This window comes from Nitrogeniibacter mangrovi, from assembly GCF_010983895.1.
Lineage (GTDB): Bacteria > Pseudomonadota > Gammaproteobacteria > Burkholderiales > Rhodocyclaceae > Nitrogeniibacter > Nitrogeniibacter mangrovi.
Window position 1 is genome coordinate 1,817,144 of the sequence record NZ_CP048836.1, and the last position, 26,914, is coordinate 1,844,057.

The 26,914-nt window shown below is 65.1% G+C and carries 21 protein-coding genes, 1 pseudogene and 1 other annotated feature; of the genes and pseudogenes, 16 read left to right on the top strand and 6 right to left on the bottom strand.

Going from position 1 to position 26,914, the window contains the following annotated elements; all coding sequences use genetic code 11:
- Window positions 1–136: 136 nt before the first annotated feature.
- Together G3580_RS08320 and G3580_RS08325 are read right to left on the bottom strand one after the other, a co-directional pair.
- On the bottom strand, window positions 137–1,468 hold the full coding sequence (locus G3580_RS08320; protein ID WP_173764812.1) for a DUF1329 domain-containing protein: 1,332 nt from the start codon (window positions 1,466–1,468) through the stop codon (window positions 137–139).
- A 384-nt stretch (window positions 1,469–1,852) separates the two neighbouring features.
- Window positions 1,853–3,565, bottom strand: a complete 1,713-nt coding sequence (locus G3580_RS08325; protein ID WP_173764813.1) for a sigma-54-dependent Fis family transcriptional regulator — start codon at window positions 3,563–3,565, stop codon at window positions 1,853–1,855.
- A gap of 257 nt (window positions 3,566–3,822) precedes the next feature.
- Between G3580_RS08325 and G3580_RS08330 the strand changes: the two genes are divergently transcribed.
- The 3 genes from G3580_RS08330 (at window position 3,823) to G3580_RS08340 (ending at window position 7,200) form a co-directional block, all read left to right on the top strand.
- Window positions 3,823–4,818, top strand: a complete 996-nt coding sequence (locus G3580_RS08330) for a PDR/VanB family oxidoreductase (RefSeq protein WP_173764814.1) — start codon at window positions 3,823–3,825, stop codon at window positions 4,816–4,818.
- A gap of 41 nt (window positions 4,819–4,859) precedes the next feature.
- On the top strand, window positions 4,860–5,933 hold the full coding sequence (locus tag G3580_RS08335) for an aromatic ring-hydroxylating dioxygenase subunit alpha (protein ID WP_173764815.1): 1,074 nt from the start codon (window positions 4,860–4,862) through the stop codon (window positions 5,931–5,933).
- A 139-nt stretch (window positions 5,934–6,072) separates the two neighbouring features.
- On the top strand, window positions 6,073–7,200 hold the full coding sequence (locus G3580_RS08340) for a N5-glutamine methyltransferase family protein (RefSeq protein ID WP_173764816.1): 1,128 nt from the start codon (window positions 6,073–6,075) through the stop codon (window positions 7,198–7,200).
- 6 nt (window positions 7,201–7,206) lie between these two features.
- Here the strand turns inward: G3580_RS08340 and G3580_RS08345 are convergent, their stop codons facing one another.
- Entirely contained in the window at window positions 7,207–7,920 is a 714-nt protein-coding gene (locus G3580_RS08345; protein ID WP_173764817.1) for a response regulator transcription factor, read from the bottom strand.
- A gap of 1 nt (window position 7,921) precedes the next feature.
- Window positions 7,922–9,985 carry a PAS-domain containing protein gene (locus tag G3580_RS08350; RefSeq protein ID WP_228720813.1) on the bottom strand — a complete coding sequence of 688 codons (2,064 nt, stop codon included), beginning with the start codon at window positions 9,983–9,985 and terminating at the stop codon, window positions 7,922–7,924.
- A gap of 200 nt (window positions 9,986–10,185) precedes the next feature.
- Between G3580_RS08350 and G3580_RS08355 the strand changes: the two genes are divergently transcribed.
- The 7 genes from G3580_RS08355 (at window position 10,186) to moaE (ending at window position 17,640) form a co-directional block, all read left to right on the top strand.
- Window positions 10,186–11,826: an acyl-CoA synthetase gene (locus G3580_RS08355; protein ID WP_173764818.1), complete on the top strand. Its 1,641-nt coding sequence runs from the start codon at window positions 10,186–10,188 to the stop codon at window positions 11,824–11,826.
- 13 nt (window positions 11,827–11,839) lie between these two features.
- Window positions 11,840–13,462 carry an electron transfer flavoprotein-ubiquinone oxidoreductase gene (locus G3580_RS08360; protein WP_173764819.1) on the top strand — a complete coding sequence of 541 codons (1,623 nt, stop codon included), beginning with the start codon at window positions 11,840–11,842 and terminating at the stop codon, window positions 13,460–13,462.
- 162 nt (window positions 13,463–13,624) lie between these two features.
- Window positions 13,625–15,058, top strand: coding sequence for a solute carrier family 23 protein (locus G3580_RS08365; protein ID WP_173764820.1), 1,434 nt, complete (start codon window positions 13,625–13,627; stop codon window positions 15,056–15,058).
- A gap of 157 nt (window positions 15,059–15,215) precedes the next feature.
- On the top strand, window positions 15,216–15,719 hold the full coding sequence (mobB, locus tag G3580_RS08370) for a molybdopterin-guanine dinucleotide biosynthesis protein B (protein WP_173764821.1): 504 nt from the start codon (window positions 15,216–15,218) through the stop codon (window positions 15,717–15,719).
- A complete protein-coding gene (locus tag G3580_RS08375) occupies window positions 15,716–16,915 on the top strand; it encodes a molybdopterin molybdotransferase MoeA (protein WP_173764822.1) in 1,200 nt (399 codons plus the stop codon). Before mobB ends, G3580_RS08375 begins: the two co-directional genes overlap by 4 nt.
- 4 nt (window positions 16,916–16,919) lie before the next feature.
- Complete coding sequence (gene moaD / locus G3580_RS08380) at window positions 16,920–17,174, top strand: molybdopterin converting factor subunit 1 (RefSeq protein WP_173764823.1); 255 nt, start codon at window positions 16,920–16,922, stop codon at window positions 17,172–17,174.
- A gap of 1 nt (window position 17,175) precedes the next feature.
- Window positions 17,176–17,640 carry a molybdopterin synthase catalytic subunit MoaE gene (gene moaE, locus G3580_RS08385; RefSeq protein WP_173764824.1) on the top strand — a complete coding sequence of 155 codons (465 nt, stop codon included), beginning with the start codon at window positions 17,176–17,178 and terminating at the stop codon, window positions 17,638–17,640.
- Between the two features lie 89 nt (window positions 17,641–17,729).
- Here moaE and G3580_RS08390 read toward each other — a convergent pair whose 3' ends face one another.
- Window positions 17,730–18,257, bottom strand: coding sequence for a phasin family protein (locus G3580_RS08390; RefSeq protein WP_173764825.1), 528 nt, complete (start codon window positions 18,255–18,257; stop codon window positions 17,730–17,732).
- A 275-nt stretch (window positions 18,258–18,532) separates the two neighbouring features.
- On the opposite strand from G3580_RS08390, the gene clpB reads away from it, so the two are divergent.
- Window positions 18,533–21,121: an ATP-dependent chaperone ClpB gene (gene clpB / locus G3580_RS08395; RefSeq protein WP_173764826.1), complete on the top strand. Its 2,589-nt coding sequence runs from the start codon at window positions 18,533–18,535 to the stop codon at window positions 21,119–21,121.
- 72 nt (window positions 21,122–21,193) lie between these two features.
- Here the strand turns inward: clpB and G3580_RS08400 are convergent, their stop codons facing one another.
- A complete protein-coding gene (locus G3580_RS08400; RefSeq protein ID WP_173764827.1) occupies window positions 21,194–22,171 on the bottom strand; it encodes an integron integrase in 978 nt (325 codons plus the stop codon).
- A 136-nt stretch (window positions 22,172–22,307) separates the two neighbouring features.
- Between G3580_RS08400 and G3580_RS08405 the strand changes: the two genes are divergently transcribed.
- The 5 genes and pseudogenes from G3580_RS08405 (at window position 22,308) to G3580_RS08430 (ending at window position 26,914) form a co-directional block, all read left to right on the top strand.
- Window positions 22,308–22,805 carry a hypothetical protein gene (locus tag G3580_RS08405; protein ID WP_173764828.1) on the top strand — a complete coding sequence of 166 codons (498 nt, stop codon included), beginning with the start codon at window positions 22,308–22,310 and terminating at the stop codon, window positions 22,803–22,805.
- 451 nt (window positions 22,806–23,256) lie between these two features.
- Window positions 23,257–23,673, top strand: a complete 417-nt coding sequence (locus G3580_RS08415; protein WP_173764830.1) for a hypothetical protein — start codon at window positions 23,257–23,259, stop codon at window positions 23,671–23,673.
- 91 nt (window positions 23,674–23,764) lie between these two features.
- A complete protein-coding gene (locus G3580_RS08420) occupies window positions 23,765–24,214 on the top strand; it encodes a hypothetical protein (RefSeq protein WP_173764831.1) in 450 nt (149 codons plus the stop codon).
- Window positions 24,215–24,408: 194 nt separating this feature from the next.
- Window positions 24,409–25,415: pseudogene (locus tag G3580_RS08425) on the top strand (IS3 family transposase); the annotation flags it as partial.
- Window positions 24,471–24,587: a sequence feature (AL1L pseudoknot), on the top strand. (Overlaps the previous pseudogene by 117 nt.)
- Window positions 25,416–25,588: 173 nt before the next feature.
- Window positions 25,589–26,914, top strand: coding sequence for a S8 family serine peptidase (locus tag G3580_RS08430; RefSeq protein ID WP_173764832.1), 1,326 nt, complete (start codon window positions 25,589–25,591; stop codon window positions 26,912–26,914).

The window sequence follows — 26,914 nt, forward strand, 5'->3', positions numbered from 1 at the left end:
TGTGCGCTGCGGCAATGCCGTTAGCATATGTCGTGTCCGACGGCTGGGTCCCGGTGCGGCCGTTCGGCGCGAGATGCGCCCGACATTGCGCCGCACGCCCGTGTCGTCTCGGGGCGTCCGGCGCACCGGGAATGCATCAGTCACTGCCGCGTAGATTCTGTACGCTGAACAATTGATCCGGGACCAGATCGGGGCCAACCCGTCCGCGGAAGGAGCCGGTCGTGCAATGGCGCGATTGGAGGTCGATCATCGCAAAGGTGTCGCCGATATCGGCTCCGGTGCCGGCTGCGTCGGGGTGAGCGCCGCGATCGGGGTGAACCCAGCCGATCACGAACTGCTTCCAGATCTTGCCGCTGCGATCGAAAATTTCCTCGATCGCGACTTCATTGGTCTGGGCGTCGAGGTAGATGAGCCGTTTTCCGATGGGATGATTGGGATCCTTGGGCTTGGCCTCGAGGATGTGGGTGATGCGCAATTGATAGGGCGCGTCCGCATGGCAGTTGCCCTGGCCGGTGAACGAGGTGTATTTCCAGACGCTGCCGTCAGGTTCTGCGAATTGATGCTGCTTGCCTTTGTTCGGCACTTCGTTGCGATCCCAGAACGGCAGCAGCATGGGCCTGGTTTCCTTGTAGGTCCATTGGTAGTCCGAGATGCGGCCGTTGTAGCCCTCGAAATCCTCGATCATCATGTCGGAGCCCAGAAACGAGTCGGTCGTCTGGCCGGTGGCAAGCCGGCGAACACGGCGCTGGAATCCGAGATACAGATAGGCGTCGGTCAGCTTGGTGTCGTCCTGGTATTTCTGGATCAGCAGTTGCGTCCCCTTGATGTCTTCCGGTTCGCTGACACGGGCGTAGATGCCCCGGTAGAGCTTCGACGGATTCGGGAGAAATTCGGGGGTGGGTTCATCGACGGTCCGGAAGGCATAGCGCTTCAGGCAAAACCGGTCGAAGGTGATCGTACGTTCGACCGCGCCGGTATCGTAGTTTTTGAAATCCCAGATGAACGGATCGATGCAGCCCAGATCACCCCAGACCCGTCCGTACTGGAAATTCCAGGCAAGCTTTTCGCCGGCGAGCGGGTCATCGAGGCGCGGCGATTGCGGGAAGGGGCGTCCCGCGACGTAATGCTCCGGCATCTGGCCCTTTTTCAGGGTGACCTGGGCGGCATTTTTGCGTGTGGCGTCGATGTATTTCTCGTGCAGGGTGAAGTCGAACGTCTTCCCGACGTGCATCTCGAATTCGCCTTTCTTGATGAACTCGTACATGGTCGGATTGAGAGCATCCTTCACCGAGTCCACGTTGTCCTTGGTAATGGTCATTCCCGGCTTGACGTTCGGTGAGCTGGGGGTGCCGTTGCGATAGGTGTAGAAGGCTTGGTCGATGACCTGCTCACTGAGTGGTTGAGCACAGGTGATGACAGGCAGGCCAATGAGGCAGGAAAGGGTGAGTAGTCGCAGTCGCTTGTGCATCGGTCTCTCCGCGTTGCTTCGTTCTGTTGGGCGGTGGCTTTCGGGTGCCGCGTGTGGAGGCGTGGCCACGGATGGCCCGCCGGTCACAGGCCTGGGGAACCTGAACGAGGCAGCTGGGGCCGGGTACCCGACGAATGTGAGGCAGCGGTGAGGTGGATGCGCGGGACGGGGGTGTGGGGCTGTCTGTACACGGGGTGTCTCCTCTCGGTCTTGTGTTGGCGAATGATGATTTCGCTCTGTCGACTGTCGTGGGGACCCGCTCGGACGCCACCATCCGAAAAGTTGGGTTTCGGTGGGTGAGGCGGAATCGCTGTCGTGACGCACGAGCGCCGGCCCCCCACTTCGTGTTGGGGTGCCGTTGCCGAGCGCAAAGCTGCGGGAGATTCAGCTCTGGCGGCGTTTGAGCCGGTACTCCACCTGTCCGCGCTTCAGGTCGAGCAGGCGCGCCGTGGCCGACACGTTGCCTTCGCTGCGGGCCAGGGCGCGTTCCAGAACCATGGCCTCGATGCGGTCGAAGGGGACGGCGGCGTCGAGCAGCTGGTCCACGAGCGCCTCCTCCTCGCTGGCCGGCGCGCTGGGGCGGTGTTCGCTGCGCACCAGGGTGCCGGCGGGGCCGAGGTGGAAGGCGCCGTGCTGCAGCTTCTCGCCACCGGCGAACAGGTGCTGCACGTCGATCACGCCGCCCGGTTCGGCGAGGATCACGCCGCGCTCGATCATGTTTTCCAGCTCGCGCACGTTGCCGGGCCAGTCGTAGTTCCACAGCGCGTTGTAGGCGCTCGAGGTGAGGCCGCGCACTTCCTTGCGGCAGCGCGCCATGCTGCGCTGGAGGAAGAGGGCGGTGAGCAGGGGGATGTCCTCGCGGCGGGCCTTGAGCGGCGGAATCTCGATGGGGAACACGTTGAGGCGGAAGAACAGGTCGCGGCGGAAGCGGCCGGCCTCGACCTCGGCCCACAGGTCCTGGTTGGCGGCGGCGACGATGCGCACGTTGGCGGTGCGCACCTCGACGCCCCCGACGCGCTCGAACTCGCGTTCCTGGATCGCGCGCAGCACCTTGCCCTGGGCCGGTAGCGCGAGGCTGGCGATCTCGTCGAGAAACAGGGTGCCGCCGTCGGCGCGCTCGAAGCGCCCCGGGCGCGAGACGGTGGCGCCGGTGAAGGCGCCCCGGTCGACGCCGAACAGCTCCGCCTCGACCAGATCCGGCGGGATCGCGGCGCAGTTGATCGAGATCATCGGAGCGTCGGCGCGTGGGCTGATCGAGTGCAGGGCGCGGGCGAAACACTCCTTGCCCACGCCGCTCTCGCCCTTGAACAGCACGGTCGAATCGGTCGGTGCCACCTTGCGCACCAGCCGGGCCACGTTGTTGAAACCGGCCGAGGCGCCGACGAAGCCTTCCAGTTCCTCGACGCCCCCGGCCTGGCGATGGCGGGCGCCGGCGAGGGAGTCGACGAAGGTGTCGATCTGGAGAAAGTGCGCGTGCTCGGCTTCTTCCTCGTCCCACTCGGCCAGCGGCTTGCCGATGACGCGGCACTGCGCATGGCCCATGGCCACGCATTCGGTCTCGCGCCAGTGGATGGGCATGCCGGTGGTGGCGGTGCAGAAGCCGTCGGCGTAGCCGACCATCATCCAGCAGGCGGGGCTGCCGCTCACCCCGTGGTGGCGCAGGTGGGCCTCGGCCTCCCAGGAGGCGCGCCAGTGATAGTCGCCGAAGAACTCGCCGTGCTCGATGTCGAAGCGCATGGTCTCGTTGGGCTGGTTGCGCACGAAGCCCTCGATCTCGCGCAGGCGCGGCCCCAGGTCCAGCCCCTCGACGGGCGTGTTCGGGCCGAGGGCGCGAATCCGCTGGGCGTCGTCGAAACCCTGCTGGTAGCCCAGGCGGGTGATCAGCTCCCGGGCCTTGTCTGCCCCCAGGGTGACGATGAGCTCATGGCGCAGGGTGGCGAAGGATTCGGCATGCATGAGCAGCATGCGCTGGTCGAGCAGGCGGATGTGCCCGGTGTCGGGGGAAAAGTGCAGGTGCCGGATCAGGCGGCTGGTGCGGGCATCGTCGCTGATGCCCACGGCGTCGCGACGCCGGGTCCTGGGCGCGGAGGCGCTCATCGGGTGTCTCCTTCTATTCGTCAAATGACGAATATTGTTTTCTTTGGATTTTGCAATTGACGAACACGAAGGCGTCTCCGTCATGTCTTGCGATGTCCAGATCAATTCAATGGTACGGCAAAACAATGGCTTAGTTGATTATGTCTTTAGTGGCATGGTGGTTGCTAATTAAGCTTATCAATAAAAGAAAGGCAGCCTGTCGGCCGATCGGACCCGAAGCCCCGCAGATCGACACGCGCCACCCACGGAGACAATTCATGACCCAGACCACGGCGACGCCGGCGCGCGCCGGGGACACGATCGAGGTGATCGTGCACCGGCGCCAGACCCTGGCCGACGGCATTGCGGGAATCGAACTTCGCGCGCTCGACGGGGCGCCGTTGCCCGCCTTCACGGCCGGTGCCCACATCGACGTGCACCTGCCCAACGGCCTGGTGCGCCAGTATTCCCTCTGCAACGATCCGGGCGAATCCGATCACTACGCGCTGGGCATCCTGCTCGACCCGGACGGGCGGGGCGGCTCGCGTTGTGTGCACGAGTCGCTGCTCGAGGGCAGCACGCTGCGCATCGGCCCGCCACGCAATCTGTTCGCGCTGGTGCCGGCACGCCATTCCATCCTCCTGGCCGGCGGCATCGGCATCACGCCCATGCTGGCCATGGCCGCCCAGCTGACCCGCGACGACCGTTCCTTCGAACTGCATTACTGCGCCCGCACGCCGGCGCGCATGGCCTTCCGCGATCGGCTGGAGGCGGCGGCCTACGCCAGCCGGGTGCGCTGCTACTTCGACGATGCTCCCGGCCCCGAGCGCTTCGCTGCGGCGGCGGTTCTGTCCGATCCGGATCCCGAGCTCCACGCCTATGTGTGTGGTCCGCAGGGCTTCATGGATTACGTGATCGGGGCGCTGCGTGCGCGCGGCTGGCGCGAGGAATGCATCCACTTCGAGAGCTTCTCGGCGCCGGCGCTCGATGCCGCCAGCGCGGGCGAGTTCGAGGTGCAGATCGGCCATGGCGGCCCGGTCATTCCGATCCCCGCCGACCGCAGCGTGGCCCAGGCGCTGGCCGAGGCGGGGGTCGAGATTCCGCTGTCCTGCGAGCAGGGCATCTGCGGCACCTGCGCGCTGCGGGTGCTCGAGGGCACGCCCGATCACCGCGACATGTATTTCACCGATGCCGAGAAGGCGGCCAACGAGCGCTTCACGCCGTGCTGTTCACGCTCGCTGAGCCCGCGCCTCGTGGTTGCGCTCGATTCCTGAACCCGCCTCATCCGCGACACAACACAAAGGAGACAACACCCATGGAAAGCCCCCAGACGCCCTACCTGATGAACACCTGGTACGTGGCCGCCCTGTCCACCGAGGTCGGCCCCGAAGCCTTGTTCCACCGCAAGATCCTCGACACCTCGGTGCTCATCTACCGCAAGCAGGACGGCACCGCGGTCGCCATGCACGACCGCTGCCCGCATCGCTTCGTGCCCCTGTCCCTGGGCCGGCGCGAGGGTGACGACGTGGTCTGTGCCTACCACGGGCTCAAGTTCGACTGCACCGGCAAGTGCAACCACAACCCGCACGGCAACCAGAAGATCCCCGACGCGGCGCGCACCCGTTCCTTCCCGCTGGTCGAGCGCCACGGCTTCCTGTGGATCTGGATGGGCGAGGAGGCGGCCGACCCGGACGCCATCCCCGACTACAGCCCGCTGGACGAAGGGCATCCCAACGCCGTGGCCTACACCTACATGTATCCCAAGGCCAACTACCAGCTCATCCTCGACAACGTGATGGACCTGTCGCACATCGACCATGTGCACGGCGAGATCATCACCACCCGCGGCAAGCTCTCGCCGCTGGTGCCGCAGCTGCGCGAGACCGCCGAGACCGTGGCCGCGCGCTGGGAATGGGTGCAGCAACCGGCGATGCTGATCTTCAACCAGTTCCTCCCCGACCCGGACGGCGAGGCGCGCCACTTCTTCGACATCACCTGGTCGGCGCCCGCCAACATCCAGCTGTCGGTCGGCGCCATCCAGGGCGCGGGTGAGCTCGATCTGGAGCACTGCGTCGGCCAGTACGACCTGCACACCTGCACGCCGGAGACGGCCACCACCACGCACTACTTCTTCGCCACCCGACGCAATCACATCGTCGAGGACGCCGAATACAACAAGATGAAGATCGAAGCCATGCACGGCGCCTTCATGACCGAGGACGGCCCCATCCTCGACGCCGTGCAGGCGGAGATGGACACCGACGACTTCTTCGGCCTCAACCCGGTGCTCATGAGCAACGACATCGCCCCGGTCAAGGTGCGCCGTCATCTCACGCGCCTGATCGAGGACGAGCAGGCCGCGCGCATCGGCCTCAAGAAAACCGCGTAAGCCGCCGCTTCAGGCGCGCCTGCGATGCGTGCAGGCGTGCCGCCCACCTTTCCTCGCTGATTCCGGCCCGCTCCGTGCGGGCCGTTTTTTTGCGGCGAACGTAGAATGGGAGCCCGTCCGACTCCTGATTCCCGCCCACGTGTCCGATCCCGACGTCCTCGAATGGTCCGATGAACATGGCGCGCATCGCGCGCGCTGGCGCTCGGCCGCCGCGTATCCGCCACCGGCGCGGGTGCGCGTGGTCGACGACACCCTGGGCGCCGACGCGGCCTGGTCGCTTGCCTGCGAGGGTACGGCCCTGCTGTGGCAGGGGGACTACCACAACGCGCGCCAGCTGCTCACCGCCATGGCCCGCCGGGCCGGACGCCGCAAGCGTGCGCCGCGCCCGCCCGACAGCATCACCCAGGCCTTCCATCTGCATCGCCAGGCGCAGGCGCAGCGGGCCCGGGCGCTGGGCATGCTGCTGGTGCCGCTGGCGGCCGACTTCCACCTGCCGCTGCGCCGGGCGCCAGAGGTGAGCGACGCCTGCCGCGCCGCCTGGGGCGAGGCGGACGGGCCGTGCGTGGTGTCGCTGCGCGAACTGCTCGGCGTGATCGGCGCCCACCAGTGGCAGCTCAAGGGGGTGGAGGTGCCAGCGCTCGGCGCGCGCATCCATCCGGTCCACGGCGTGTTCTCCCCGGTGCGGGGGGAATATGTGGACCTGGTGGCGCAGGCGCCGCTGCCTGCGACCACGCTGGCGATCGACATCGGCACCGGCACCGGCGTGCTCGCCGCCCTGCTGGTCCGGCGCGGGGTGCAGCGCGTCATCGCCGTCGACCAGGACGCCCGCGCGCTGGCGTGCGCGGCCGACAATCTGGCCCGGCTCGGGGTGGCCGACCGGGTCGAGCTGCGCCCGGGCGACCTGTTCCCGGAGGCGCAGGCGCCGCTGATCGTGTGCAATCCGCCCTGGGTGCCGGCCAAGCCGACCGCGGCGGTGGAGGCGGCGGTCTACGATCCGGACAGCCGCATGCTGCGCGGCTTCCTCGCCGGGCTGGCGGCGCACCTGAGCCCGGGGGGCGAGGGCTGGCTGATTCTGTCGGACCTGGCCGAACACCTCGGCCTGCGCAGCCGCGAGACGCTGCTCGGCTGGATCGGCCAGGCCGGCCTGCGGGTGGAGGCGCGCCTCGACATCCGCCCGCGCCACGCCAAGGTCGGTGACGCCGACGATCCGCTGCATGCGGCCCGCGCGGCCGAGCTCACCAGCCTGTGGCGGCTCAAGGTGGCCTGAGGCGTTCTACTCCCAGTCCACCTGCGCCGAGAACAGGTAGCCGGCGCCATACACCGTCTTGATGAGACGGGCATGCTGCGGATTGTCCTCGAGGCGGCGGCGCAGGCGCGAGATGCGCAGATCGATGCTGCGGTCGAGGGCGACCACGTTGCGCCCGTCGAGCAGCTGGTCGCGCGACAGGATCTGGTTGGGATGCTCCAGCATCACCGTGAGCAACTGCGCCTCGGCCTGGCTCAGGGTCGTCGTGTCGCCGTCCGGGCTGCACAGCTGGTAGGTGCCCAGGTCGAAGCGCCAGCCGGCGAAGCGGGCGCGGCGCACCGCCTGGCGCGCCGGATCCGGTGGCGCCTGGTAGCGGCGCAGCACGCTGCGCACCCGGGCGATCAGCTCGCGCGGTTCGAACGGCTTGGTCACGTAATCGTCCGCCCCCAGCTCCAGCCCGAGGACGCGATCGTGGCTGTCGTCCCGGCCGGTGACGATCATCAGCCCGAAGCGATGTGCGGCGCGCAACTGGCTGACGATCTGCAATGCGTCCATGTCGGGCAACTGCAGGTCGAGGATGACCAGCTGGGGCGATTCGCTGCGCAGCTGGCGCAGGAAGGCGTTGCCGGTGTCGAAGTGGCGGCAGCGAAAGTCGTACTTTTGCAGCGTGCGGCCGATCAGCTCGGCGACGGCCGGGTCGTCTTCGACCAGGTAGATCAGGGCGTTCGCGTGTTCGCTCATCTCATCTGCCTTCGCGGCTGGCGCCGAGCACGCCGCGCAGCGCCTCTTCGAGCTGGGCGCGATCGAAGGGCTTGGCCAGCACCGCGGTGCGCAGGTCGTCGTCGGGGCGTCCGCGCTGGCGTTCGCCGTAGCCGCTCATGAGCAGCAGCGGCAGCTCGGGGCGCAGCCGGCGCACGAAGCGCGCCAGCGCGTGGCCGTCCATGCCGCCGGGCATGACCACGTCGCTGAGCACCGCGCCGATGGCGGGGACGCGCTCGATCATGTCGGCCGCTTCGTGCCCGCTTTCCGCTTCGAGCACATGGCAGCCCAGCGCCGCCAGCTGCTTGCGCACCACCTTGCGCACCTCGGCCTGATCCTCGACCAGCAGCACCAGCGCGCCTTCCAGGGGCGCGTGTGCGGCATCGCCGGCGTCTGCCCCGGCCCGATGCGCGTCGCCCAGATACGGCAGCAGCAGGGCGACCGTGGTGCCCACCGCCTGACGGCTGCGGATGCGCACCGCGCCATGCGACTGCTTGATGAAGCCATACACCATCGACAGGCCCAGGCCGCTGCCGAGGCCGAAGCGCTTGGTGGTGAAGAAGGGCTCGAACACGCGCGCCAGGATGCTGCCGTCCATGCCGGTGCCGTTGTCGGTGACCGCGATCTGCACATAGTCGCCGGCCGGCACCTCCAGGTCGTCGGCGGTCGAGCCCTCGAGCGCTTGCAGCGAGCACTCGATGTCGATGCGCCCGCCGTTGGGCATGGCATCGCGGGCGTTGAGCGCCAGGTTGAGCACCGCGCTCTGGAGCTGATGCGGGTCGGCGCGGGTGAACAGGTCGTCGTCCTGGGAGCGGGTGCTGACCTGGATCGCGCGCGGCACCGAGCGGCGGATCAGGCGGGCGATGTCGAGCACCAGCGCATTGACCTCCACCTCGCTCGGCTCGTTCGATTGCTGGCGCGAGAAGGTGAGCAGGCGCCGGATCAGGGCGGCGCCGCCTTCGGCCGCGCTCATGGCGGGCAGCGCGAATTCGTCGATGCGGGGCTCGTCGGGCCACGCGTCGCGCAGCCCGGTGAGGTTGCCCATGATCACCGTGAGCATGTTGTTGAAGTCGTGGGCGAGCCCGCCGGTGAGCTGGCCGATGGCTTCCATCTTCTGCGCATGGACGAGCGCGTTCTGGGTGCGCCGTTGTTCGGTGATGTCCACCGAATGGACGAAACAGCCGATCACCTCCCCCTCGGGCGAGACCTCGGGCAGCAGGGTGCTGCGGGCGAACACCCGGCTGCCGTCCGGCCCCGGCTTGCTGTATTCGTAGGTCACCTCGGCGCCCGCCAGCGCCGCGCGGATGTGCGGGTCCAGCGACTCGGCCAGCGCGGTGCCGATGACCTCGGGAATGGGGCGGTCGGTCATCGCCTCGACGCTCAGCTCGAACCATTCGGCGTAGCGCTTGTTGGCGTAGCGATAGATCCGCGTGCGGTCGAAATAGGCGATGTGGGCGGGGATGGTGTCGGTGATCAGGCGCAGCCGCGATTCGCTGTGGCGCAGCGCCGCCGAGATGCGCTGGTTGCGCGCCAGCGCTTCGCGCAACTCGCGGTTGGCATCGGTCAGCGCTTCGGTGCGCTCGGCGATGTGGGCCTCCAGCTCGGCCTGGTGGCGGTCGTGGCGGGCGCGCTGGCGCTCGGTTTCGGTGATGTCCGAATACAGGGTGATGAAGCCGGCGTGCGGCAGCGGAAAGCCGCGGATCAGCAGCAAGGTGCCGTCGGGGCGCTGCCGGCGTGTCTCGTGGGAGCGGAAGGCCCCGGCGTCGGCGACGCGCCGGGCGACCAGGGTGTCCACATCGCCGGGGCCGTACTCGCCGCGCTCGGCGTTGTAGCGGATGAAGGCCTCGAAGGGCGTGCCGGGCGCGGCCAGGGTGTCGGGAAAACCGAGCAGGTCGAGGAAGGCCCGGTTGCAGGTGATCAGGCGCAGATCGGCGTCGAACAGGGTGACGCCTTCGGAGATGTGGTCGAGCGCGGCCGAGACCATCTCGCGATAGCGGCGGTCGCTCACGGGGCGGGTCGGTGCGGCCTGGCGCAGGGGCTCGGGCATGGTCGGGTCGGGGCTCGGGTCGATCCTTCCGATTCTAGCGCCTCGGCGTGCCCGGGTCGGGGGCGGACAACATTCAGTACATTTCGCGCAAATTCACGACAAGGTGTTTTGCCACGCTTGCCGCCATTCGCCAAAAAGAGCGAGCGCGACCGACTCGCCGGCGCCATACCACGACAACCATCATATCGAGGGGGTAACACATGTCAGGCAATCCCTATACCCAGGGGCTGGAGAAGAATGCCGCCAACTACGCGGCGCTCACGCCGCTGAGCTTCATCGAACGTTCCGCCAGCGTCTACCCGGCGCGGACCAGCGTGGTGCATGGCGCGCGCCGATTCACCTGGTCGGAAACCTACGATCGCTGCCGCCGCCTGGCCAGCGCCCTGGCGGCGCGCGGCATCGGCAAGGGCGACACCGTGGCGGTGATGCTGCCCAACGTGCCGGCCATGTTCGAGGCCCATTTCGGCGTGCCCATGATCGGCGCCGTGCTCAACACCCTCAACACCCGCCTCGATGCGGAAGCCATCGCGTTCATGCTCGGCCATGGCGAAGCGAAGGTGCTGATCACCGATCCGGAATTCGCCGGCGTGATCGGCCAGGCGCTCGAGTTGCTCGACGGGCCGAAACCGCTGGTGATCGACGCCCTCGATCCGGAGTACCCGGGCACCGACCGGCTCGGCGAGATCGAATACGAGGCGTTCATCGCCGACGGCAAGGCCGATTTCGCCTGGCAGAGCCCGGCGGACGAGTGGGACGCCATCGCGCTCAACTACACCTCCGGCACCACCGGCAACCCGAAAGGGGTGGTCTATCATCACCGCGGCGCCTACCTGAACGCGGCCTCCAACATCATCAGCTGGGGCATGCCGCAGCACGCGGTCTATCTGTGGACGCTGCCCATGTTCCACTGCAACGGCTGGTGCTTTCCCTGGACCATGGCGGCCAACGCGGGCATCAACGTGTGTCTGCGCAAGGTGGACCCGGCGCTCATCTTCGAGCTGATCCGCCGCCACAAGGTGACCCACATGTGCGGCGCGCCCATCGTGTACGGCATGCTCATCAACGCGCCCGAGCCGCTGCGCGAGGGCATCGAGCACACCGTGAGCGGCCTCATCGCCGGTGCCGCGCCACCGGCCGCCATCATCGAAGGCGCCGAGCGCATGGGCTTCGACATCACCCATGTGTATGGCCTGACCGAAACCTACGGCCCGGCCTCGGTGTGCGCCAAGCACCCCGAGTGGGACCGCCTGCCCATCGACCAGCGCGCCGAGCGCAACGGCCGCCAGGGCGTGCGCTACCACATGCAGGAAGCCATCACCGTGATGGATCCGCTCACCATGACCGAGGTGCCCGCCGATGGCGAGACCATGGGCGAGATCATGTTCCGCGGCAACATCGTCATGAAGGGCTACCTCAAGAACGAGAGGGCCTCGACCGAAGCCTTCGCCGGCGGCTGGTTCCACACCGGCGATCTGGCGGTGCTGCATCCGGACGGCTACGTGAAGATCAAGGACCGCTCCAAGGACGTGATCATCTCCGGCGGCGAGAACATCTCCTCGCTGGAGGTGGAAGAGGCGCTGTACCGGCATCCGGCGGTGCTCACCGCGGCGGTAGTGGCCCGGCCCGACGACAAGTGGGGCGAGGTGCCGGCGGCCTACATCGAGGTGAAGGAGGGCGCTGACGTGACGGCCGCCGACATCATCGCGCACTGCCGTGCCCATCTGGCGCGCTACAAGGTGCCCAAGCACATCGAGTTCTGCGTGCTGCCCAAGACCTCCACCGGCAAGATCCAGAAGTTTGTCCTGCGCGAGCAGGCCAAGAGCAGCGCGGCCATCGGCTGACGGGAGTTTCGCCATGAGCCGCGAATCGATGGAATACGACGTGGTGATCGTCGGCGGCGGCCCCTCGGGGCTGTCCACCGCGATCCGCCTCAAGCAGCTGGCCGGCGACGCGCTGTCGGTGTGCCTGGTGGAGAAGGGTTCCGAGATCGGTGCCCACATCCTCTCCGGCGCGGTGATCGAGCCACGTGCGCTCGACGAGCTGATCCCCGACTGGAAGGACAAGGGCGCCCCCCTGGACACCCCGGTCACCGAGGATCGCTTCCTGTTCCTCACCGAAGGCAAGGCGCGCCGCCTGCCGACGCCGCCGCAGATGCACAACGCGGGCAACCACATCGCCAGCCTCGGCAACCTGTGCCGCTGGCTCGCCGAGCAGGCCGAGGCGCTGGGGGTCGAGATCTACCCCGGCTTCGCCGCCGCCGAAGTGCTCTACGACGACACCGGTGCGGTGCGTGGCGTCGCCACCGGCGACATGGGCCTCACCCGCGACGGCACGCCCGGCCCCAACCACCAGCGTGGCATCGAGCTGCTGGCGCGCCAGACCGTGTTCTCCGAAGGCTGTCGCGGTTCGCTCACCCAGGGGCTGTTCGCGCGCTTCGACCTGCGTCGCGAGGCCGATCCGCAGACCTACGGCCTGGGCATCAAGGAGCTGTGGGAGATCGACCCGGCCCGACACCGGCCGGGCCTGACCGTGCACACCGTCGGCTGGCCGCTGGCCAGCGACACCTACGGCGGCTCCTTCCTCTATCACTGGGGCGAGAACCTGGTGTCGATCGGCTTCGTGGTCGGGCTGGACTACACCAACCCCCATCTGTCGCCCTACGAGGAATTCCAGCGCTTCAAGCATCACCCCGAGATCCGTGCACACCTCGAAGGCGGGCGGCGCATCTCCTACGGTGCCCGCGCCCTCAACGAGGGCGGCTTCCAGTCGCTGCCGAAACTCACCTTCCCCGGGGGGCTGCTGGTGGGCGACACCGCCGGCTTCCTCAACGTGCCCAAGATCAAGGGCACCCACATGGCGATGAAGTCCGGCATCGAGGCGGCCGAGGCCCTGCACGCGCACCTGAGTGGGGATGGCGGGCAGGGGGCGGAGGTCACCGCCTACCCGGAGCGCCTCAAGGCCAGCTGGCTGTGGGACGAGCTGTACCGGGTGCGCAACGTGCGCCCGTCGTTCCGCTGGGGGCTGTGGGGTGGCATGGCCTATTCGGCGATCGACACCTGGCTGCTGCGCGGCCGGGCGCCGTGGACGCTGAAGAACCACGCCGACCACACGGCGCTGCGCAAGGCGTCCGAGTGCGCGCCCATCCATTACCCCAAGCCGGACGGCGTGATCAGCTTCGACCGGCTCGCCTCGGTGTTCATCTCGGCGACCAACCACGAGGAAGACCAGCCCTGCCATCTGCGCCTCAAGGACGCTTCGGTGCCGATCGCGACCAACCTGGCCCTGTACGACGCACCCGAGCAGCGCTACTGCCCGGCCGGGGTGTACGAGGTCGTGCGCGAGGAGGCGGGCGCGCGGCTGCAGATCAACGCCCAGAACTGCCTGCACTGCAAGACCTGCGACATCAAGGATCCGACGCAGAACATCGACTGGACCGTCCCCGAAGGGGCGGGCGGGCCGAACTACCCGAACATGTAAGACCGCCCCGGCACGTCCGGGTACCGCGCCGGGCCGACGGGCCCGGGGCGCGGCCTGCGTGCGCGCGGTCGGCGGCGATGTCCGCCCGCCACAGAAACAAGCAGGGCGACCGCAGGTCGCCCGACAAACCGCCGAACAGGCACCAAACCAGAGGAGAAAGACGTGGCATTGACGAGACAACCCGGGGGCGAGCAGCCCCACTGGCCGCTGGGGCCATTCAAGCTTCGCCTGCCCTTCATCCACTATCGCTGGGAGTACCCGGAGATGGTGCAGGGGCTCATCATGTTCGTGGTCGGCCTGGCCATGATTCCGCTGCTGCAGAAATACCTGGGCATGCCCTATGAGGCGGCGCTCGCCTTCTGCGTGGTCGCCGGTGTCGGCTACATGCTGCCGGCCCTGCTCGGGGTGCCGCTGGTGCCGGGCTGGATCACGCCGGCCATTCCGGTCGTGCTCCTGTTCCTGCAGGGGTTCGAGCCCGGGCCCGAGGCCATCAAGGCCATGTTCGCGCTGCAGATCGAGGTGACCCTGATCTTCCTCGTGCTTGGCATCACCGGCCTGGGCAACAAACTGGTGACGGTCATTCCCAATTCGCTCAAGTCGGGCATCATCATCGGCGCCGGCATCGCTGCCATGATGGGCGAGCTCAAGGCCGGCGGGCGCATCGACAACACCCCGGTGTCGCTCATCATCGGCTCCGTCGTCTGCGCCTACGTGCTGTTCTCGCTGTCGTTCAAGCGCATCCTCGAGACCAACACCCTGGCCAAGCGCATCTCCAACTTCGGCATGGTGCCGGGCATGGTGCTGGCCATGCTGGTCGGCTGGGCCGTGGGCGAATACGCGCTGCCGGAGGTCCAGTGGGGCATCACCAAGCCCGACTTCGCGCTCATGTGGCAGTACCTGGTGTTCAGCACCGGCATGCCCGACGCCAGCACCTTCATGCTCGCCATCCCCACCGCCATCATCGCCTACGTGATCGCCTTCGGCGACATCGTGGTCGGCTTCACCCTGGTCAAGCGGGTCGACCACCTGCGCAAGGACGAGCAGATCGACGACAGCGTCACCCGCGTGCATCTGGTCACCGCCATCCGCAACGCGCTACACGCCTTCCTCGCGCCGTGGCCGGGCCTGGCCGGGCCGCTGTGGACCGCCGCGCACGCCACCGTCGCCGAGCGCTACGCGCTGGGTCGCAAGGCCATGGATTCGATCTTCAGCGGCGGCGGCACCTTCTGGATCACCGGCTTCATCGCCCTGTTCCTGCTGCCCCTGGTGAGCATCTTCAAGCCGGTGCTGCCCATCGCGCTGTCGCTGACCCTGGTGCTCACCGCCTACATCTGCATCATGGTCGGCATGGAGGAGCTGAAGAACTCCACCGAGCGCGGCGTCGCCGGCATCGTCGCGGTGACCCTGGCGATGCCCGATCCCAAGTCCACCGTCTATGCGGTGGTGATCGGGCTGGTGCTGTACTTCCTCATCGAACGCGGCCATCACATCGGCAAGCGCGAGCAGGGCGACCTGAGCATCCTCGCCGACGCCACCGCCGATGTGCAGGCCGGCGATGCCCACGGGCGCAGCGCCGCCGGCGCACCCGCCCGCTGAGGCCCAAGGCGGCGCTTGCGCGTCGCCACCGAACCCTCCCTCGATTCGAGGTTTGCGGCGCCCCTTCGGCGCCGCCTTTTTTTGCCCGGCCTCAAGACGCATCCGGTGCGCTTCGCGGTATCCTTGGTCATCTACAGGACCGTAAGGGCGTTTCGCGTTGAAGGTATTCGGCATTGCCGGTTTTTCCGGCTCGGGCAAGACCACGCTCATCGAGCAGCTCATTCCCGTGTTGCGCGAGGGGGGCTTGACCGTCTCGGTCATCAAGCACACCCACCACCGTTTCGACCTCGATCGCCCGGGCAAGGACTCGTGGCGCCATCGCGAGGCCGGTGCCGAGGAGGTGCTGATCCTCTCCTCCGACCGCTGGGTGCTGATGCACGAGTTGCGCGGCGCCCCCGAGCCCACGCTCGAGGCGCAGCTGAGCATCATGTCCGATGTGGACCTGGTGCTCATCGAGGGCTTCAAGGCGGCGCCGGTGCCCAAGGTCGAGGTGCATCGGCCGGCCAGCGGCAAGACGCCGCTGTGGCAGGAGAACCCGCATGTGGTCGCGGTGGCGACCGACGCGCCGATCGACACCCCGTTGCCCACGCTCGACCTGAACGACCCCAGGGCCATCGCCCGGTTCATTCTCGATTACGACATGAAGGCATTCACCCCATGAGTCTGCTCAGTTTTACCGAAGCGCGCGACACGCTGCTCGCGCGTGCCCGTCCGGTGACCGGCACCGAGCTGGTCGGCACCCTGACCGCCGCCGGCCGCGTGCTCGCCGAACCGGTGCGCTCCGGGCTCAATGTGCCGCCGATGGACAATTCCTCCATGGACGGCTACGCCGTGCGCTGCGCCGACGTCACCGCCACCGGCACCCGCCTGCGGGTCGCCCAGCGCATTCCCGCCGGTTCGGTGGGCCATGCGCTCGAGCCGGGCACCGCGGCGCGCATCTTCACCGGCGCCCCGGTTCCCGAGGGCGCCGACGCCATCGTGATGCAGGAGCTCACCGAGCGCGACGGCGACGACGTGATCATCAACCAGGTGCCGCGTCCCGGCGAATGGATCCGCTTGCTCGGCGAGGACATCCGCGACGGCGCCGAGATCCTCGCCGCCGGCACCCGCCTGCGGGCGCAGGAGAGCGGGCTGGCCGCCTCGGTCGGCGTGCCCGCGGTGTCGGTGCATCGCCGTCTCAAGGTGGCCATCTTCTTCACTGGCGACGAGCTGGTGATGCCGGGCGAGCCGCTGCACGAGGGCGCCATCTACAACTCCAACCGCTTCGTGCTCAATGCGCTGCTCACGCGCATGGGCTGCGAGGTGACCGACCTGGGCATCGTGCGCGACACGCTCGAGGACACCCGCGCCGCGCTGCGCAGCGCGGCCCAGGGGCACGACGTGATCATCACCTCCGGCGGCGTGTCGGTGGGCGAAGAGGACCATGTGAAACCGGCGGTCGAAGCGGAAGGCTCGCTCGACCTGTGGAACATCGCCATCAAGCCGGGCAAGCCGCTGGCCTATGGGTCGGTCGGCGAGGCCGCCTTCATCGGCCTGCCGGGCAACCCGGTGTCCACCTTCGTGACCTTCCTGCTGCTGGTGCGCCCCTTCCTGCTGCGCTGCCAGGGGGTGGCCGAGGTGCTGCCCAGGCCACTGCAGCTGCGGGCCGATTTCGACTGGCTCAAGCCGATCCGCCGGCGCGAGTTCCTGCGCGTGCGCGTCAACGCCGAGGGCGGGCTCGACCTGTTCCCCAACCAGGGCTCCGGTGTGCTCACCTCCACCAGCTGGGCCGACGGGCTCGCTGAAGTGGCACCCGAAGTGCCCATCCGCCGCGGCGAGATGGTGCCGTACCATGCCTTTTCCGATCTGATGGACTGATGTGATGAGTATCGAGCTGCGCTATTTTGCGAGCCTGCGCGAAGCCCTCGGGCAGGCGGACGAAACGCTGGAACTGCCCGCCGGGGTGGACACGGTCGGCGCCCTTCGCGCCCACCTGGCCGCCCGTGGCGAAACCTGGGCCCGCCTGGCGCCGGGGCACAACGTGCGCGCCGCGGTGAACCATGCCATGGTGGGTGACGACGCGGCGGTGCAGGGGGGCGACGAAGTGGCCTTCTTCCCGCCGGTGACCGGAGGCTGAGATGCGTACGATCAAGGTGCAGGAAGCGGATTTCGATGGGGGCGCGCTGACCCGCGCGCTGGGCGCCGGGCGCACCGACGTGGGCGCGGTCGCCACCTTCACCGGGCTGGTGCGCGGGGCGAGCGACGGCGTCGAGGAAATGACCCTGGAGCACTACCCGGGCATGACCGAGCAGTCGCTGGGCGAGATCGTCGAGCAGGCCGAACGGCGCTGGCAGGTGCTCGGCGTCACCGTCATCCACCGGGTCGGTGCGCTCAAGCCGGGTGACCAGATCGTCTATGTGGGCGTGGCCTCCGCGCACCGGGGCGATGCCTTCGCCGCGTGCGAGTTCATCATGGACTACCTCAAGACCCGCGCGCCGTTCTGGAAGAAGGAGACCACCGTCGACGGCACGCGCTGGGTCGACGCCCGCGACACCGACGATGCGGCCGCCGCGCGCTGGGAGGATGTGGAGATGCGGCGCTGACGCAGGGCCGGATTCACGCGCGCATCGCAGCAACGAAAAAGGCGCCCCGAGGGGCGCCTTCGTCATGCGCGGGGTAGAGCGCGTCGGGCTTACTTGCGACGGGTCGTGGTGCGTTTGGCCGCAGCCGCGCCCATGTTGGTAAAGGCCTGCATGGCGTCGGTCGACGCCTTGGTCATCTGCTCGAAAGCGCTGCGGGCCGTGTCCATGGCGGTCTGGATGGCGCCCATGGCGTTCTGGTCGGTGATCGGCATGCCGGCGAACATCTTGTTGAAGGTTTCGAACACGTCCTGGCCGCCGGAGGTCAGGGACTCGCTCACCATCTTGCCGACTTCGGACTGCGACTGAGCCGCCACTTCGGCGATCTCGCGGGCGCAGGCGAGCATGCGCTCGGTGGTCGCCTGGGCATACTCGGTGCGGAGGCGGAGCATGTCCTGCGGATCCTTCACGCCGCTCAGGGCCTTGGCGTTGTTGACGCCGTCTTCGAACAGGGCCTTGGCCGTGGAGATCTGCAGTTCCATGATGCGCTGCGAATTCTCGATGGACATCTCGGCCAGGCGCATGGCGGCCTCGATGTTCTTGCGCTGCAGTTCGTTGAATTGTTCGGTTTGCTTGCTCATGTGGTTCCTCCGCTCGCTCTTTGGATTCGGGAATCTTGCGTCGCCACTGCTGCGGTGAAGCAGATCGCCGTTCGGTATGCCAACTTTGATGCAACGATCGTCACGGTAACACATTGGTAAATCGGAAAATATTGAGCCAGATCATAAAGACCATATTTCAAACGGGTGTTTGTTGCATTGCAGCAACACAATGCCTTCCCATTTGCATCGCCTTGCTTGAAATGACGTGACCTGCCCCCAACTGCGTGACAACCGCTCATTGGAGGATGCCCGTCATGCGTTTCGACAAACTGACCACCAAGTTTCAGCAAGCCCTGTCCGATGCACAGAGCATCGCCGTGGGCAACGACCAGCAGTTCATCGAACCGCAGCATCTGCTGCTCGCCATGCTCAACCAGGACGACGGGTCCACCGTCTCGCTGCTGCAGCGTGCGGGGGTGAACGTGGCGCCGCTGCGCAACGCGCTGCAGCAGTCGATCGATCGCTTGCCGAAGGTGGAAGGGCATGGCGGCGAGGTGCAGGTGGGGCGCGATCTGGGCAACCTGCTCAATCTCACCGACAAGGCCGCGCAAAAGGCGGGCGACACCTTCATCGCGAGCGAGATGTTTTTGGTGGCCCTGGCCGACGACAAGGGCGAGACGAGCCGCCTGCTCAAGGAGCACGGCCTCGCCAAGGCACCGCTGGAGCAGGCCATCGCGGCCGTGCGTGGCGGGCAGAACGTGGGCTCGCAGGAGGCCGAGGGTCAGCGCGAGGCGCTGGGCAAATACACCCTCGACCTGACCGACCGTGCGCGCCAGGGCAAGCTCGACCCGGTCATCGGCCGCGACGACGAAATCCGCCGCGCGGTGCAGATCCTCCAGCGCCGCACCAAGAACAACCCGGTGCTGATCGGCGAACCCGGCGTGGGCAAGACCGCCATCGTCGAGGGCCTGGCGCAGCGTATCGTCAATGGCGAGGTGCCCGAAACGCTCAAGGACAAGAAGGTGCTGTCCCTGGACATGGCCGCCTTGCTGGCCGGCGCCAAGTACCGCGGCGAGTTCGAGGAGCGCCTCAAGGCCGTGCTCAAGGAAATCGCCCAGGACGAAGGGCGCATCATCCTGTTCATCGACGAGATCCACACCATGGTCGGCGCCGGCAAGGCCGAGGGCGCCATGGACGCGGGCAACATGCTCAAGCCGGCACTGGCGCGCGGCGAGCTGCACTGCATCGGCGCCACCACGCTGGACGAATACCGCAAGTACATCGAAAAGGACGCCGCGCTCGAGCGCCGCTTCCAGAAAGTGCTGGTGGACGAGCCCAGCGTGGAGAGCACCATTGCCATCCTGCGCGGCCTGCAGGAGAAGTACGAGATCCACCACGGCGTGGACATCACCGACCCGGCCATCGTCGCCGCGGCCGAGTTGAGCCACCGCTACATCACCGACCGCTTCCTGCCCGACAAGGCCATCGACCTCATCGACGAGGCCGCCTCGCGCATCAAGATGGAGATCGACTCCAAGCCCGAGGTGATGGACAAGCTCGACCGCCGCATGATCCAGCTCAAGATCGAGCGCGAGGCCGTCAAGAAGGAAAAGGACGAAGCCTCGCAGAAGCGCCTCGGCCTCATCGAGGCCGAACTGGAAAGCCTGCAGCGCGAATACAACGACCTCGAGGAAATCTGGAAGGCCGAAAAGGCCCGCGCCCATGGCTCGGCCCACATCAAGGAAGCCATCGACGCACTGCGCGCCCAGATGGCCGAGCTGCAGCGCCAGGGCAAGTACGAGCAACTGGCCGAGCTGCAATACGGCAAGCTGCCGCAGCTCGAAGCACAGCTCAAGGAAGCCGAGCAACATGGCGAGACGGATACGCCCAACAAGCTGCTGCGCACCCAGGTGGGCACCGAGGAGATCGCCGAAGTGGTGTCCCGCGCCACCGGCATTCCGGTCTCCAAGATGATGCAGGGCGAGCGCGACAAGCTGCTCAAGATGGAAGACAAACTGCACGAACGCGTGATCGGCCAGGACGAAGCCGTGCGCCTCGTCTCCGACGCCATCCGCCGCTCGCGCGCCGGCCTCTCGGACGAGAACCGCCCCTACGGCTCCTTCCTCTTCCTCGGCCCCACCGGCGTCGGCAAGACCGAGCTGTGCAAGACCCTGGCCGAGTTCCTGTTCGACAGCGAAGATCACCTCATCCGCATCGACATGAGCGAGTTCATGGAGAAGCATTCGGTCGCCCGCCTCATCGGCGCGCCGCCGGGCTATGTGGGCTACGAGGAGGGCGGCTACCTCACCGAGCAGGTGCGCCGCAAACCCTACTCGGTGATCCTGCTCGACGAGGTCGAAAAGGCGCATCCGGACGTGTTCAACGTGCTCCTGCAGGTGCTCGACGACGGACGCATGACCGACGGCCAGGGCCGCACGGTGGACTTCAAGAACACCGTGATCGTCATGACCTCCAACCTGGGCAGCCAGATGATCCAGCAGATGGCCGGCGACGACTACGGCGTCATCAAGCTGGCCGTGATGGCCGAGGTGAAGACCTACTTCCGCCCCGAGTTCATCAACCGCATCGACGAGGTGGTGGTCTTCCACAGCCTGGACGAAAAGAACATCGCCCACATCGCCCGCATCCAGCTCAAGTACCTGGAGAAGCGCCTGGCGCGGCTGGAGATGGGCCTGGAGATCACCGACGCGGCACTGGCCAACGTGGCCGAAGCCGGCTTCGACCCGGTGTTCGGCGCGCGGCCGCTCAAGCGGGCGATCCAGGAGCGCATCGAGAACCCCATGGCCAAGGCGATCCTGGAAGGCGAGTTCGGCGCCAAGGACGTGATCCGGGTCGATGCGGCCGGCGGGAAGATCGTGTTCTCGAAAGCCGCCACGGCCTGACAACCCTCCGGCCCAAGCGCAACGCAAAAGGCGGCACCCGGGCGGGTGCCGCCTTTTGCCGATGGACTGCGTCTATTGCATGGCGTCCAGCGGGCTCTTCACCCCACGTCCGCCCTTGTTCAGCACATGAGTGTAGATCATGGTGGTTTTCACATTCGAGTGGCCGAGCAACTCCTGTACCGTCCGGATGTCGTAGCCCGATTCCAGCAGATTGGTGGCGAAGGAATGGCGCAAGGTGTGCGGTGTGGCGGGCTTGTGAATGCCGGCATCGCGAACCGCCTGCTTGAACGCCCGTTGAACGGCTTGTTCGGACACATGGTGCCGACGGAGCTCGCCCGAGCGTGGATCGGTGCTCAGATTGCGCGCCGGAAAAACATACTGCCAGCTCCATTCTGTCGGCGCATTCGGGTACTTTTGCGCCAGTGCATAGGGCAGGTAGACGCGCCCGTGTCCATTGGCAAGATCGGCCCGATGCAATTCAAAGACCTTGCTCAGGTGATCCTGCAAAGGCGTGTTCAGGCGTCCGGGCAACATGGTGATCCGATCCTTTGCGCCCTTGCCGTCCCGGACCAGAACTTCGCCACGTTCGAAATCGCAATCCTTCACCCGCAATCGGAGCGCTTCCATCAACCGCAGCCCTGAGCCATAAAGCAAGCCGGTGATGAGGGCATGGCTACCGTCCATGCAAACCGGAATCCGTTGTGTCTCGATCCGGGTCAGTACCACGGGGAGACGTCTTGACGCCTTGGCTTGGATGACATTGGCGAGAAAGGGCAGTTCAACACCAAGGACTTCGCGATAGAGAAACAGCAAGGCAGCTCGTGCTTGATTCTGCGTCGAGGCCGACACTCGGCCACGCACTGCAAGGGCAGTCAAAAATGCTTCGATGTCCCCGCATCCCAGATTCTTCGGATGGCGCTTGTCATGAAAGTAGATGTAGCGTTTAATCCAATCCACATAAGCCTGTTCGGTGCGGATGCTGTAGTGCTTGACCCGGATTCGCTCCCGCACCAGATCCAGGAGTCGCGGCGACGACGCTTTTGATGTCATGGTTTAGGATGTACTAAATCGGAAGAGTGCATGGAATATCAATACATTTTTTTGGTCTGTGAATCATGTCATAGACATAGTGACGGAATGTTTTGCATCGTTTAGGACGTCTACTTATCGTTGGCCCCTTAAGACCATGAACAAACTCCTCAAAGTGCTCGGCGGCATTTTCCTTGCCATTCTTATCGTCATTGCGGTTGCGGCGGCGATCATTATTCCAAAGGGGCTGGCTCTCGACAAAGATGCTGTTTCCTATATCGAGGCAAACATCCCGCTGGTGGTTGAGAAATGGAACTCCGAAGAGTTGAAGAAGCGTGCGGCTCCTGAGTTGCTAGCTCAGCCCGGCGTTGAGCAACTTCCCAAGCTATTCTCGTGGCTATCTTCGTTGGGGAAATTGGAAAAGCTCGAAAAGCCCATTGGGCAAGTCGGCACAGGTGTTTTCCCTGGCAGCCAATTCAACGGCACGTGGGGTGACTATGTGGTAAATGCAAAATTCGAGGCAGGCTCCGCGCAAATTAAGGTCGTTCTTCGTAGGAGTGGCGAAACATGGCAAATCATGGGTTTTCATGTCAATTCGCAAGCTCTGTTTCCCCAAGGGGCTAGCCCATCCATCAACACGGACGCTGCGCGATGAAGCCGCGCAGCACCGGTTGTGTCAGACGTTAGAGGAAATATGGCTTTACCAAACGAAATTACTCATCAAAAATCGGCGTCTTTTGGCCTTGCGTGGGCGATGGCGTGGAGAATGTTGCTAATCACAATCGTTTTCGGGTTTCTGTTCACCTTTGCCATGGGGTGGGTTGTTAGTACATTTTTACCTGCGCCAACTCCTTACATTTATTTTTCATCATGGGCGTTGTATTTCATATTTTCAGTACTGATTTATTGGGCAACTGTTCATTGGGTTCTAATCCGGGGGTTCGGAAGTGTAAAGATTGTGCTCATGGAGCAAGCGCACTATCAGCAGCTTGAAGCAGCAGCAACACATGGCGACGCAACCTCTAACAATTAATTCAAGGTACTCGCTACGCTCGCTTGGACGCGCCGCGAGCGGCGCGCCCCTTAATTAGGCGTTGGGCGTCACCATGAATGCGCGACTAATCAGCGTTGAAGACGATGAAGGTGGTGCCGCCGTAATTGAAATCGGCGGCATCGAAGTTACGGTTATGGATTGCCTCGGCTATGGAACATCAAACCAGCCCTATCCGAAGGTCGGTGCAGTCTTTGAAGCGCGCTTCACGTGCCTCTTCGATGACGGCACGCCAACTGACTGGCTAGCAGTGTTCAGTGGCAATCCACAACAACAGCAAAGACTCGAACCCACAGGAATCTGGTCTTACCGCGCCTATGGCAAGCTCGTAGCGGGCAGCAACCCCGATGACGGTTTGCTTGCTGACTGTGGTGGGCCGCACATTCCTCTTCCTATCGATGTCAATGGAGGTGAAAACATAGGCTCCTTCGTCGCGTTCAATATCATGCGACTTAGCGTATGGCGCGCCTAAGCTTGCCGCCCAACATTCCAATCCACCGGACCTTCGGCAAGCTGCGCTCGCCTGCGTCCGGTGATTTACAACGTTAGCCGTCCAAATCTCCATGGCACTCACTCCCGTTATCAAAGAGGTTGCGCTCAAGAAGCAGTACCCGTTCATATACGAGAACTTTGTGCTTGCTACACAAAGCGACCTCTACCTTTTCTTGGAGAAGAACGGCCCGACGGTTGAAGCGATTCGCTTCGGCTTTGCCGTTGTCAAGTATGGACATCCAAACGATGAAGTCCGTGGCGGCCATCCCCTGTTCAAGCATGGCCTTGGCTTTTACGGCCTCTACGAAGTCACGAATTCCCCTTGGATCGACGAAGTCAAAATCTCCAACAGAGTCCATCCGCAGCATAGCGATTCGCTGTTCGACCGCGATAGGCATTTCATCGCCTGCTTCAAAGACGTCACGCTAGAAGTAATTTGCACTGAAATGGAAGAAGTTCAGCTTGCCGAGACAGAGATATTGGCAATTGTCACTAAGGAGCTTCAATATCTTGAGACATAGGCCCTGCTGCCGGTCGCAGACGGCTAACCCGCCGGTCGAGAGGGACCGCCGAGAAGCTGCGCTTCTCGGTTCCCTACGCGGCTTCGCCGCTCCGGCGGCCCCTCACCTAGCACTACAAGGGCTTCCCCCCGAAATACAAGCCTCGGTTTAATTCATCTTCTCCTCCGTTTTCGATTCGACACCGCGCTTCATCGAAGCTGATGGACTGCGAAGTGCGTGAGCTCAAGCAGGCCAACGAGATCCTGCGCCTTGCCAGCGCGTTTTTCGCCCAGGCGGAGCTTGACCGCCGCAGGAAATGATCAACGCGTTCATCGACACCAACCGCGAGCGCCTCGGGGTCGAGCCGATCTGCAAGGCGATGCAGGTTGCTCCGTCGGCGTACCGGCGCCATGCGGCTCGCAGGCGCGATCCATCGCTTCGCAGCGCCCGGGCGCTGCGCGACGAATTGATGGGCGGACACATCGAGCGGGTCTGGCAGGACAACTACCAGGTCTATGGGGCACGCAAGGTGTGGCGGCAATTGAAGCGCGAAGGCATCGTGCTGGCGCGCTGTACAGTGGAGCGACTCATGCGTGAGCGTGGTTTGCGTGGCGCCATGCGCGGCAAGACGATTCGCACCACGCGCGGCGACACCGCAGCACCTTGCCCGCTCGACCGGGTCAATCGCCAGTTCATCGCGCAGCGCCCTGATCAGTTGTGGGTCTCGGACTTCACCTACGTATCGACATGGCAAGGTTTCGTGTTCGTGGCCTTCGTTACCGACGTCTTTGCCCGGCGGATCGTGGGCTGGCGGGTCAGTCGCAGCATGCACACGCAGTTTGTCCTCGATGCCTTGGAACAAGCCCTGTGGGCGCGCAAGCCACAACGCGACGCCCTCATTCATCACTCGGACAGGGGCTCGCAGTACGTGTCCATCAAGTACAGCGAGAGGCTGCTCGAAGCCTGGATCGAACCGTCCGTGGGCAGCGTTGGCGACAGCTACGACAACGACCTGGCCGAGAGCATCAATGCGCTGTACAAGGCCGAACTGATCTACAGGCAGGGGCCGTGGAAGAGCGTCGAGGCGCTCGAGCTGGCAACGCTCAAGTCGGTCTCGTGGTTCAACGAGAAACGATTGCTTGAGCCCATCGGGAATATCCCCCCGGCCGAAGCTGAGGCAAACTACTACCAGTCACTGGGTGAGCAGGCACAAGCGGCCTGACTCAAACAAGACAGCCTCCGCAATACCCGGGGCGATTTACTTGAGAATCCGGAGCGATTCAGAAAAGGACTATCGCCGTGACACCCAGTAGAAATGTTTCCCGAATGGCATTCCCTTTTGTCATTAATTGAGCCGCCGTTCGCGCTCAAACCTTCCATTCTCGGAGCCCTGCCGTGACCGCACGAATCGTCGCCCAGCTAATGTTTTGCCTGCTTGTCGCCGCTTCTGTACCGGTGTTCGCTGGGGATACTGATCCCGCCGAGATGCCCAAGTTCGAGACGCAAGAAGAGTACATCAACTGGATGTACGAGCACGCTCCGAACGTGGACTCTTTCACGATCAAGTTGAAGCCCGGCAAGGAACCGCGTCCGCGCGCAGGACTCTCTCAGAAGCTACTCGACGAGCTGAGCGTTCTGACCGGGGTGAAGCTGCGCTTTTGGGTCCTTGGAGGGGCGGACGACTGGCAGCGCATTCGAATGGACCACTACATGACGCAGAAGGATGCTGAGGCCATCGCTGAAAAGCTCGCGACGCACCCAGATATCGAGTCAGCTGGCGTGGATGGGCGGCTGTATCCCATGTCCGACGCGCGCGCGGCCGAACAGTGGAGCTTTCAGGCTGGGCCCGGCGCAGCAAACATCGCAAAGGCCTGGAACATTGCCACAGGCTCGTCCGATGTTGTCGTCGCTGTCATCGACACGGGGATCGCAAGCCACGAAGACATTGATCCATCACGCGTTCTGCCCGGGTACGACATGATTACACGATCAGAAGTCGCAGCCGACGGTGACGGTCGCGACAACGATCCGAGTGACCAGGGGGACTGGGTCACTGTGTTTGAGAGCGCCTCCGCTGGCGTTCTGTTCGGTTGCAAAGTCACGAACAGCAGTTGGCATGGCACGCACGTGACGGGAATTATTGGTGCAACTGCAGACAACGCTATCGGCATACACGGGGTGGATAGCGCGGCAAAGCTGATGCCGATGCGCGCTTTGGGCGAGTGTGGCGGCGAGGTCCCTGATGCGGCGGACGCGATCACTTGGCCATCTGGGCGCGATGTGTTCGGTGCGGGAAAAAGCTCGACAAAGGCCAGCGTCCTTAATATGAGTGTTTCTGGCAGAGGGGCATGCCCTCCAGCGCTAAAAGCCGCTATCCAACAGGCCGTGCTTGATGGAATCACTGTGGTAGCGGCGGCGGGTAACAAAAGCGTGAACGCCGACTTTTACCCGGCCAACTGTCCTGGCGTCATTACCGTGGTAGCCAACGATTCGCTCGGCAAGCGTGCCACCTACAGCAACTTTGGGGGGGATGTGACAGTTAGCAGCCTGCTTCAGAAATCCGATAATCCGCTGATCGGTGAATCGACTCTTTCTCATGTCCGTCCTGCTCCAGTTGAACGGACCTTACTTCCAAATCGGTGGTATGGCTACGGGGGAGCAGGTCAATGGTCAATTCCATTGCCCGGCCCTGACAATGCGGGTCGGGGGCCGAGGGGTTGA